The sequence below is a fragment of the Actinomycetes bacterium genome (assembly GCA_035489715.1).
Classification (GTDB): Bacteria; Actinomycetota; Actinomycetes; order JACCUZ01; family JACCUZ01; genus DATHAP01.
Map to the genome: position 1 here is coordinate 1 of DATHAP010000060.1, position 9,800 is coordinate 9,800.

A 9,800-nucleotide genomic window follows, 5' to 3' on the forward strand; every position below is an offset into this window, starting at 1 on the left:
GTGCTCTGACGCCGTCCGTGGCGCCAGAGCAGCAGGCGCGCGGCAAGCACGCCAAGTCTGCCGCCACGGCTGCTGCACCGGCCGACACCGAGGTGCTTGCCGCGCAGCTGCTGGCCCAGCTGGCCGTCCACGAGTCGGGCAACCCGCTGGGCCGCTACTCGAGCCTCGCGGACACCCCCGCCAAGAAGGTCGCCGTGATGATCGGCGGCGCAGTGAGCGTGCTCGCGATCCTGCTGCTCCTCATGGCGGTGCTCGGCATCTTCGTCTGACCCGTACCTGCCCGGGCAGGCAGCCGACGGCCTGCGACGGTCAGCCCGTGCCCACGCCGTCCTGCCGCGCGCTGAACGCTGCGTTCAGCGCGGTGACCAGTCCGGTGACGACCGCGACGGCCAGCATCATCGTGATGAGGTCGCGGCCGGTGATGAGCAGGCCGAGGCTGACGATCAGCGTGGTCGCGCCAGCCGGCGGGTGCGGTCGGCCCACGGCCTGCAGCACCAGCGTGGTCACCGCGACGGACAGGGCTGCGGCGACCACGCGCGGGGTGTCGATGCCGGACACCAGCACCGGTGGGGAGTCGGTCAACCCGGTGACGACGAGCGACCCGTAGCCCGCCAGGATGCCGACCAGGTGGCCGACGAGGACGTTGACCGGGTTGGCAGCGGGCTGCTCGGGAGTCTCGGCCAGCACCATGACGGTCGGCCCGAGGCTGGGGAACAGCCACGGCTGCCCGGTCAGCACGCCGACCGCACCGGCGATGCCGAGCGCCGCGGCAGTCAGGCCGGCGGAGACCACGCCGGTCCGCGCGCCGGTGGTCCGGTCGCTCACCAGGCGGCTCCGCACGGTCATGACGGCACCAGCAGCGCCTGCGGGGCGGCCTGCTTGATCCGGGTCGTCAGCCAGGTCATCTGCCGGTCGGTCTCGCTCTCGCAGAACTGGGCGAGCCCGAGCAGCTCGCGGTCCCGGGCGCCCTGCGCGGCCTGCAGCACCACGGTCCACGAGCTCTGCACCAGCGCGGCCAGCACGTAGAGGTCCTGCAGGTCGCGCAGCAGCCCGACCGGCCCGGACCGGGTCTCCGACAGGCCCTCGGCATGCAGCCGCGCCGGCTCGGTCACGCCCATCTCCCCGTAGCGGTCGGCCACCGGCTGCAGCCGCTGCACGTGGTCGTCGGACCAGCCGGCCAGGGTCGAGCACATGTGTGCGACGTCGCTCTCCGCGGCGTGCCCCTCGCCGACCTGGCGGAGCGAGTCGGCCAGCGTCTGCTCCGCGGCGTGGACCATGCCGACGTACACCGGGAGCTGCATCACCCGCTCCTCTCCACCCGGCTCACCCGGCAGGCGGCGGTCTTGAAGACCGGCTGCTTCGACACCGGGTCCCAGATCGTCATGGTCAGCTCGTTGGCCGCGCGCGGCGCGCCGTCCGGGCCGGCTCCCTCGGCCACGTCCCAGTAGCCGTAGTGGAACGGCGCGAAGACGGTTCCCTCGCGCACCTCGGTGACCCGGGCCGGCGCCTCGAGGTGCCCGCGCGGCGACTCGACGCGCACCTGGTCGCCGTCGGCGACCTCCAGCCGCTGGGCGTCGGCAGCGGACAGCTCGACCCACGGCCGGGGCGCGGCGTCCCGGAGCCGCCGGGAGCGGCCGGTCTTGGTGCGGGTGTGGAAGTGATGCACCGTCCGCCCGGTGGTGAAGAGCAGGGGGTACGTCGGCGAGGGACTCTCGTGCGGCGGCTGCCAGGGGACCGCCTTGAGCACGGCCCGGCCGGCCAGGCCCATTGCCTTGTGCTTCTCCGGCGTGACGACCCCGCCGGTCACCAGGTCGTGGCCGTAGTCCTCGCAGTAGTCGGAGTCGGTCGGGAACACGTGGTCGGTGTAGAGCCGCTCGGTGCCGTCCGGCCGCTCGGCGGTGACCGGCCACTGCAGGCCCGACGGACCGCGCAGGACGTCGTACGACAGGCCGGTGTAGTCGCACGGCCGCCCCCTAGAGCACTCCTTCCACGCCTCGAACGCCTCCTCGGGCCTGCGCCACCGCACCAGCGGCGCGCCGTCCCGGTCGGTGAAGCCCATCCGGTCGGCGTAGTCGAGCCAGATGTCGAGGTCGGCGCGCGCCTCACCGGGCGGGTCGACGGCCTTCTCGGAGAGGTGGACGGTGCGGTCGGCGTTGGTGAAGGTGCCGGTCTTCTCGCCCCAGCCGGCGGCCGGCAGCACCACGTCGGCCAGCCGGGCGGTCTCGGTCAGGAACAGGTCCTGGACGACGACGAAGCACTGGTCGCCGCCGAGCAGGTCGCGGATGCGGCCCAGCTCGGGCATGGAGACGGCTGGGTTGGTCGCCGAGATCCACAGAAGGCCGATGCTTCCCTGCTCGGCGTAGCGGAAGATCTGCATCGCGTGGGTCGGCGGCGCCCAGTGCGGGATGGTCAGCTCGTCGACGTTCCAGAGCCGGGCCAGCTCGGCGACGTGCTCCGGGTTCTCCCAGTTGCGGAAGCCGGGCAGGTCTCCGTCGGCCCCGCACTCGCGGGTGTTCTGGGCGGTGGGCTGGCCGTTCATCTGCAGGATCCCGCAGCCCGGGCGGCCGATCATCCCGCGCAGCAGGTGCAGGTCGTTGACCGCCACGGAGGCCGCCGTCGCCTGGTGGGACTGGTAGAAGCCTTGCAGCACGGTCGACACGACCCGGTCGGTGGTGCCGAAGATCTCGGCCGCGCGCCGCAGGTCGTCGGCCGGGACCCGGCAGGTCCGGGCCGCCCGTTCCGGGGTGTACGGGTCGACGACCAGGCGCAGCTCGTCGATGCCGACCGTGTGCTCGGCCACCCATGCCTCCTCGAGCCAGCCGTGCTCGAGCTGCTCACGGAGCAGCGCGTTCATCAGCGCCACGTTGGTGCCTGGTGCCGGCGCGAGATGCACGCCGCCGGTCCGCCGGGCCTCCTCGGCGACCCGGGTCGAGCGAGGGTCCACGCAGACCAGGACCGGCGGGTCGCTGCCGTGCGTGCGGTCCAGCAGCCGCGACCACAGCACGGTCTGCGTCTCGGCCATGTTGTGGCCGTAGAGGAAGACGGCCTCGCACTCCTCGATGTCGGCGTAGCTGCCCGGCTGGCCGTCGCAGCCGAACGACTCCTTGAGCGCGGCGGCGGAGGTAGCGGTGCACAGCCGGGTGTTGCCGTCCATGTGCGGGGTGCCGATGCCCGCCTTGCCGATGACGCCGAGCGTGTAGTACTCCTCCAGGAACAGCTGCCCGGACGTGTAGAAGCCGTGGGAGAGCGGGCCCTTCTCGGCCAGCAGGCGCTGCGAGGTCTCGACGACCCGGCCCATCGCCTCGTCCCAGGATGCCTCCCGCAGCACCCCGCCGACGCGCACCAGCGGAGTGGTCAGCCGGTCCTCGGCGGCGGCCCAGGGCCAGCTGCCGTAGAGGCCCTTGGGGCCGAGCCGGCCCCGGTTGACCCGGTCGTCCGGCCGGCCGCGGACGCCGACCATCCGGCCGTCCTTGACCGCGATGTCGGCGGCGCAGCCGTTGCTGCACAGGACGCAGGCCGACTGCACCCAGGAGTCGACGTCGTCGTCGGTGAGCCCGGTGTCGAGCACCTGGTCCTGGCGGGCCGGCCACACCGTGCCCCGGTCGTGCGGTGTCCGGTCGCCCCAGGGGTCGCGCGTCCGGTCGATCGTGCTGTCGAGCGTGCTGTCGGTCGTGCTGCTGTGCTCAGCCGTCACTCCTCGGGGTTACCCGAGAGGCGGCCGGCCATGCGCGGGACCGGCCGGCCGGCCGGGCCCGGGCGTCGCCTGCGCGACGTACGACCGGGGCCTTGACCCGCCCGGGAACCGCCACTTGCAGTGGCCGACGAGTGCTCGGAGTGGCATTCACGCCACGCCGAGCGACCGTCGACCACGTATACGTGGTCGACGGCCGCTCGGGCGTGATCAGTCGGTCGAGCTGGGACGGCGGGTCAGCGGCCGAGCTTGTTGTCGACCTTCTCGACGCCGACCTTGGCGACCCGGACCGTCGACTTCTTCAGGTCCTTGACCTGCTCGGCGTTGAGGCCACCGATGACGACCGTGGTCGCCGAGACCACCGAGTGGCCCCACTTGGCGGCGACCAGGATGGCCGTGACCGGCGTTTCGATGCCCTCGTCATCCTCGACGATGCCCTTGATCTTGAACCCGGCGGTCCGGTCGGCGAAGTCACCGACCTTGACCGAGCTGGTCGTGAAGGTCTGGCCGTCGACCATGAAGGAGTCGCAGTCGCCGTAGAGCGCGACCCACTTGTTGACCTCGCGGTTGGCCAGCTTGGTGGTGTCGAACGCCTTCAGCCGCTCGGTGATCCAGGTCTCCTGGTTGCGGAACTGGAACGCGCGGGCCGCCTTGGCGTCGATGCCCTTGGACGTGTACTGCGCGGACGCGCAGCCGTGGAGCAGCCCGGTCATCCCGTCGCTGACGGGGACCTTGTGCCAGTGGTTGCCCACCTCGTTGGCGGTGAGCAGCGCCCCGACGGCCTCGCTGTGGGACACCGCGGCCGAGGCCGGGCTCGCGGCAACCAGGGACAGTGCAGAGAAAGCGGCAGTGACGAGCAACAGCCGGATGCGCATGTGGAGACCCCTCCGTGGACAACCCGTGACCTTCTGAACCTAGATCGTGCCGGGGTCGAACGGGGCGGATTCCCGGAACTGATCCGCTGGGCGGGTCCTAGTAGCCTTCGCCGCATGGCTGACCGCACCGAGTCCAGCATCGTCGTCGACGCCCCGCCGGCCGACGTGATGACGGTGATCGCGGACTTCGCGGCCTACCCGGAGTGGACGGGGGCGGTCAAGGAGGCCGAGGTGCGCTCGCAGGCGTCCAACGGCCGGGCCAAGGAGGTCTGGTTCGACCTCGACGCCGGCGCCATCAAGGACCAGTACACCCTCGCCTACACCTGGAAGGCCGACCGCGAGGTCCGCTGGCAGCTCGTCGAGGCGGAGAACATCGTCAAGTCGATGGACGGGGCCTACCTGCTCGAGGACAACGGCGACGGCAGCACCACGGTCACCTACCAGCTGGCCGTCGACATCAAGATCCCGATGCTCGGCATGATCAAGCGCAAGGCGGAGAAGGTCATCATCGACACCGCGCTCAAGGAGCTCAAGAAACGGGTGGAGGCATGACCGAGGGAGCACGCGCCTACCGCGGGCCGTGGGGCGACGAGCCGCCGCACGGCTCGCTCGCCGACGAGGCGGTCAAGCTGGCCGACGCCGCCCAGCTGTGGCTGCGCGCCCGATCGGCCACCGGCGGCGCCGGGGGCAGCAACGATGCCTGGGCCGCGGCCACCGACCACGTCGGCACCCCGGACGAGTGCCGCACCTGCCCGATCTGCCGGGCCAAGCGCTTGGCCCGATCGCTGGACCCCGAGGTCCTCGGTCACCTCTCCGACGCCGTCGGCTCGCTCGGCCGGGCCGTGGCCGCCTTCAGCCGGAACCGCCACACCGGCGGCCGGTGACGCTGGTGACGCCGTGACGCTGACCATCGGGGTCGACATCGGTGGCACCAAGGTGGCCGGCGGCGTCGTCGAGGCCGACGGGCGCATCCTCGAGCAGCACCGGGTCACCACCCCGGCGCGCGACGCCGAGGCGACCACCGACGCGATCGTCAGGGTCATCGAGGAGCTGCGCGGCCGGCACGACGACATCGAGGCGGTCGGCCTGGGCATCGCCGGTTTCGTCGACGCGGCCCGGTCGGTCGTCTACTTCGCGCCCAACCTGCTCGGCTGGCGCGACGGCCCGCTGCGCGAGGAGGTCGAGAAGCGGGTCAACCTGCCGGTCGTCGTCGAGAACGACGCCAACGCGGCCGCCTGGGGCGAGGCCCGCTTCGGCGCCGGCCGCGAGGAGGCCTGCATCGTCTGCGTCACCCTCGGCACCGGCGTGGGCGGCGGGATCATCGTCGACCGGCACCTCTTCCGGGGCGGCTTCGGGGTCGCCGCCGAGATCGGGCACATCCAGATGGTCGAGGGCGGCCGGCCGTGCGGCTGCGGGCAGCGGGGCTGCTGGGAGCAGTACGCCAGCGGCGGCGCCCTCGTCCGGGAGGCCCGGGAACGAGCCGAGGAGGACCGGCCGGCCGCCGAGCTGCTGCTCGGGCTCGGCGACGGCACCCCGCAGGGCATCGCGGGGCAGCACGTCACCGAGGCGGCGCACCAGGGCGACCCGGTGGCGATAGCTGCGTTCGACACCCTCGGACACTGGGTCGGCCAGGGGCTGGCCGACCTGGCCGCCGTGGTCGACCCGCAGGTCTTCATCCTGGGCGGCGGGGTCTCCGAGGCCGGCGAGGTGCTCCTCGAGCCGACCCGCAAGGCCTACGAGGAGCTGTTGACCGGGCGCGGCCGCCGGCCGCTGGCCGAGGTGGTGCCGGCCCAGCTGGGCAACGACGCCGGGCTGGTCGGCGCGGCCGACCTGGCTCGCGACCGCTGAGCCGGCCGCTGGCCGGGACCGTTGCTCACGGTACTTTCGTAAAGTATCGTGAGGCCATGCTGCTGAGCAGCCGTCCCCTCCTCGACACCCGTGCCGACCGCGCACTCTTCGCCGGCCGTAGGTCGCAGCTGGCCGCCCTCGACCGGGCCCGCCGCGCGGGGCTCAACGCCCTGGTGCTGGGCGACCGCGGCTCGGGCAAGACCAGCCTCCTGCGCCAGGTCGCCCTGCGGCTGCGCGAGGAGCGCTGCCACCGGGTCGAGCTGGTCGACGCCGGCCCCACCGACGGCGCCGAGTCGCTGCTCACCCTGCTGGCCGAGCGGCTGCTGCCGGCGACCGCCCGGTCGACCGGCGCGTCGACCGGGCTGGCGCCCGCGCCCGCGTCCGCGCTCAGCGAGGGCGGCCGGCTGCTGGCCCTGCTCGACCGGCTGCGCCGCGAGCTGCCCGACGTCCTGGACAACCCGCCGGCCGACCCCGCTCGCGGGCCGGCCTGGGAGCCAGGCCGGCCGGTCGTCGTCCTGCTCGACAACGCCTCGCCGGCCGCCGCCCACGTGCTCGTGGGCCGGCTGCGCGACGAGACCTGGTCGCTGCCGGTCCTCTGGGTGCTGGCCGCAGACCGCTCGGCCGCCGCGGGCTTCCTCGAGCCGCCCGCCGACACGTTCTTCGAGGCCCGGGTGCCGCTGCCCGAGCTGCCGGTCGAGGAGGCGATGGCGCTGCTGAGGGTCCGGCTCACCGGGGCGGCCACGGTGGACGGCGTGCCCGACGAGCTCCTGAGACGCATCGTCGACGGCGTGCCCGTCCGTACGCCGCGCGAGCTGGTGTCCGCTCTCCGGGAGGTGGTCGGCGCCGCCGGCGAGGCCGGCGTGTCGACGGACGGCGGCGGGGTCCCCGCGCCGACGATGGCCGCCGTCGACCTGGTCACCGGCCAGCAGCGTGAGCGGGCCGGTCGGCTCGCGCACCTCGGGCGGTCCGCGGCCATGCTGGTCGCCGAGCTGCAGAGCCGGGGCGGCAGCGCCAGCGCCTCCGACGACGGCCTGCTCGACGCGCTCGGCTGGACCCGGTCGCGTGCCTCCCAGGTGTTCCGGCAGCTCGAGGCCGCCGACCTGGTCACCGCGTCCGAGCGCCGGGTCAACGGCGCCGGCCGGCCGCGCAAGGTCTACCAGCTCGTCGGGCGCCAGCCTTGACGGCGCTGCCGGTCGGGGGCCACACCGCGCTGCTCGCCCTGCAGGAGGCACACGCCTTCGACCCCGCACCGCTGCGGTCGGGGCTGCATGGGGTGCACGTGCCCTTCGACGAGATGACCGGCACCCCGACCTGCGAGGCGGTGCTCGACCGGGCGGTCACCGCCATGGAGCGGGTCGCCGTCTCCGGCGGGTCGGGCGTCGGCAAGACGAGCCTGGTCCAGCACGTGCTGGCCACCAGCGCCGACGACCTGGCCGTCGTGCGGGTTCCGGTGGAGGCCGAGGACCCCGCGACGGTCAGCGAGCCGGCCGCCTTCGCCGCGCACCTGGTGCGCACCGTCGCGCGCTACCTCGCCGAGGCCCGCCGGATCAGCGGGGCCGCTCAGGACGACCTCGTCTCCGGCGCCGGCCTGGTCGTGTCGACCGAGCGCTCCCGGCACCGCCGGGCCGGCCTCGGGCTGCCGCTGTGGGCCACCGACGTCACCATCGCGACCGAGCTCGGCTCGGTCGTCACCGCGACCGGCCAGCGCAGCGGTGCCGAGGTCGTCGCGCTCGCGCAGCAGGTCGTGGACACGGTCAGCGACCGCGGCCTCCGTCCGGTCATCGTCATCGACGACTCCGACGCCTGGCTGCGGACGCCGCTCGGCGACCGGTCGGACCTGGTCGGCCCGTTCTTCACCCGGGTGCTGCGGATGCTCGCCGAGGAGCTCACCGCGTCGCTCGTGGTCGCGGTGCACAGTGACTACTACGCGCTGCCCGGCTTCCCTGCCGACGTGGGCTTCATCGAGCAGTCGATCCCGGTGCCCGAGCTGCCGGCCCCGACCGCGCTCGACCGCATCATCTGTGCCCGGATCGAGGTGCTGGGTGACGACTCGCCGGCCGCCGAGGCCCACGTCACCCCGGAGGCGATCGAGGCGCTCTTCGCGGCGTACCGCTCCGAAGGCCGTAGCGTCCGGCGGGCGATGCTGCTGGCGCACACCGCGCTGCAGATCGCCTGCCAGGACGGAGCCGACGCCATCAACGACCGCCACATCGACGCCGCGCTCACCTACTACGACCACTACGACCCAGCCCGCGCTGACGCCCGTGCCGACGTCGACCGCGCCGCTGGTGCCCGATGACCGCCCCCCGCGTCGAGCCCCGGTTGCTCGAGCCGCTCACCGCGGCCGCCCGGGCCGACGTGCTCGCGGCCGCGGTGGACAAGCGGTTCCGCCGGGGCGAGACGCTGGTGCGGGAGGGCGAGCCGGGCGAGTCGCTGCACCTCGTGCGCGCCGGTCGGCTCGCGGTGCGCGTCTCCACCTCCGACGGCGCCACCGCGACGCTGACCGTGATGAGCGCCGGCGACTCCTTCGGCGAGCTCGCCCTGCTCGGCGACCACGTGCGCACCGCGACCGTGGTCGCACTCGAGCCCAGCGAGACCCTGGTGCTGACCCGCTCCGCCTTCGACGCCCTCCGGCGCAGCCACCCCGCCGTGGAGCGGGTGCTCACCCAGGCGCTGGCCCGCCGCGTCCAGGAGCTCAGCGCGGCGCTGCTCGAGGCGCTCTACGAGCCGGTCGACCGCCGGGTGATGGCCCGCCTCGTCGACCTGTCGCACACCTACGCCGCGCCGGCCGGGCCGACGCGCTCCGCTTCCGCGACGTCCGTTGGCGCGCCCGCCGGCCCCGCGCCCGGCGCGCCTAGCCGCGTCGTCGTGCCGATCACCCAGGACGACCTGGCGGGCATGGCCGGCACCACCCGGCCGACGACCAACCAGGTGCTGCAGCGGCTGGCCGACGACGGCGTGCTCACCCTCGGCCGCGGCCGGATCGAGCTGCGCGACGTGGCCGCCCTGCGCCGCCGCCTCGACCTCGGCTGACCATCGGCTGACCCGCGGCTGGCGGCCTCCACCCGCGCAGGTGGCCGCGACAGACATGGACAAGTGTTGACTTGACGCTCTATGAGCTCACGCGCATGGTGAAGCAGGGGTCGATCAAGGGGGTCGAGACGCGCATGCCCGCGAACGACAGCGCGCCGGGACGATCGGGGGGCGACCCGCCGACGGACGGCTCCCCGGCCGGGTCCGCCGGCGACGGTGCGTCGCGACGGCTGTTGGGGCGACGCCGCAACGGCCGCTACGACCCGCGGATCCTCGACCGGTCGGTCATCGCCATCCCGCTGCTCGACGACATCGACGACGCGCTGGAGGAGGCGCCGACGGAGACCATGCCG

Annotated in this window: 12 protein-coding genes; 8 read left to right on the forward strand and 4 right to left on the reverse strand. The window is 73.8% G+C overall.

Annotation, left to right across the window (positions count from 1 at the left end; translation table 11 throughout):
- On the forward strand, window positions 1-269 hold a 269-nt coding region (locus VK640_05135), incomplete at its 5' end, for a hypothetical protein (GenBank protein ID HTE72570.1).
- Window positions 270-309: 40 nt separating this feature from the next.
- On the opposite strand, the gene VK640_05140 is transcribed toward VK640_05135, so the two are convergent.
- The 4 genes from VK640_05140 to VK640_05155 all read right to left on the reverse strand — a co-directional run bounded on the left by VK640_05140 (window position 310) and on the right by VK640_05155 (window position 4,566).
- Entirely contained in the window at window positions 310-825 is a 516-nt protein-coding gene (locus VK640_05140; GenBank protein ID HTE72571.1) for an HPP family protein, read from the reverse strand.
- Window positions 826-842: 17 nt separating this feature from the next.
- A complete protein-coding gene (locus tag VK640_05145; protein HTE72572.1) occupies window positions 843-1,301 on the reverse strand; it encodes a hypothetical protein in 459 nt (152 codons plus the stop codon).
- Window positions 1,301-3,694 carry a nitrate reductase gene (locus VK640_05150; GenBank protein ID HTE72573.1) on the reverse strand — a complete coding sequence of 798 codons (2,394 nt, stop codon included), beginning with the start codon at window positions 3,692-3,694 and terminating at the stop codon, window positions 1,301-1,303. The genes VK640_05145 and VK640_05150 overlap by 1 nt, the downstream gene beginning before the upstream one ends.
- A gap of 233 nt (window positions 3,695-3,927) precedes the next feature.
- Complete coding sequence (locus VK640_05155) at window positions 3,928-4,566, reverse strand: hypothetical protein (GenBank protein HTE72574.1); 639 nt, start codon at window positions 4,564-4,566, stop codon at window positions 3,928-3,930.
- Window positions 4,567-4,680: 114 nt separating this feature from the next.
- On the opposite strand from VK640_05155, the gene VK640_05160 reads away from it, so the two are divergent.
- The 7 genes from VK640_05160 to VK640_05190 all read left to right on the forward strand — a co-directional run.
- Entirely contained in the window at window positions 4,681-5,118 is a 438-nt protein-coding gene (locus VK640_05160) for an SRPBCC family protein (GenBank protein ID HTE72575.1), read from the forward strand.
- Entirely contained in the window at window positions 5,115-5,450 is a 336-nt protein-coding gene (locus VK640_05165) for a hypothetical protein (GenBank protein HTE72576.1), read from the forward strand. The genes VK640_05160 and VK640_05165 overlap by 4 nt, the downstream gene beginning before the upstream one ends.
- 13 nt (window positions 5,451-5,463) lie before the next feature.
- Window positions 5,464-6,414, forward strand: coding sequence for an ROK family glucokinase (locus VK640_05170; GenBank protein HTE72577.1), 951 nt, complete (start codon window positions 5,464-5,466; stop codon window positions 6,412-6,414).
- A gap of 56 nt (window positions 6,415-6,470) precedes the next feature.
- The gene (locus tag VK640_05175) at window positions 6,471-7,595 is read left to right on the forward strand and encodes an ATP-binding protein (GenBank protein ID HTE72578.1); all 1,125 of its coding nucleotides are present in this window, start codon (window positions 6,471-6,473) and stop codon (window positions 7,593-7,595) included.
- On the forward strand, window positions 7,592-8,713 hold the full coding sequence (locus VK640_05180; GenBank protein HTE72579.1) for a hypothetical protein: 1,122 nt from the start codon (window positions 7,592-7,594) through the stop codon (window positions 8,711-8,713). The genes VK640_05175 and VK640_05180 overlap by 4 nt, the downstream gene beginning before the upstream one ends.
- On the forward strand, window positions 8,710-9,447 hold the full coding sequence (locus VK640_05185; GenBank protein HTE72580.1) for a Crp/Fnr family transcriptional regulator: 738 nt from the start codon (window positions 8,710-8,712) through the stop codon (window positions 9,445-9,447). The genes VK640_05180 and VK640_05185 overlap by 4 nt, the downstream gene beginning before the upstream one ends.
- 95 nt (window positions 9,448-9,542) lie before the next feature.
- Window positions 9,543-9,800: hypothetical protein (locus tag VK640_05190; GenBank protein ID HTE72581.1), on the forward strand; the 258-nt coding region annotated here is incomplete at its 3' end.

Excerpts from the sequence above, each read along its gene's own strand:
- VK640_05155 (HTE72574.1), bottom strand. The coding sequence starts at position 4,566 with ATGCGCATCCGGCTGTTGCTCGTCACTGCCGCTTTCTCTGCACTGTCC.
- VK640_05185 (HTE72580.1), top strand. The coding sequence starts at position 8,710 with ATGACCGCCCCCCGCGTCGAGCCCCGGTTGCTCGAGCCGCTCACCGCG.
- VK640_05160 (HTE72575.1), top strand. The coding sequence starts at position 4,681 with ATGGCTGACCGCACCGAGTCCAGCATCGTCGTCGACGCCCCGCCGGCC.
- VK640_05145 (HTE72572.1), bottom strand. The coding sequence starts at position 1,301 with ATGCAGCTCCCGGTGTACGTCGGCATGGTCCACGCCGCGGAGCAGACG.
- VK640_05165 (HTE72576.1), top strand. The coding sequence starts at position 5,115 with ATGACCGAGGGAGCACGCGCCTACCGCGGGCCGTGGGGCGACGAGCCG.
- VK640_05175 (HTE72578.1), top strand. The coding sequence starts at position 6,471 with ATGCTGCTGAGCAGCCGTCCCCTCCTCGACACCCGTGCCGACCGCGCA.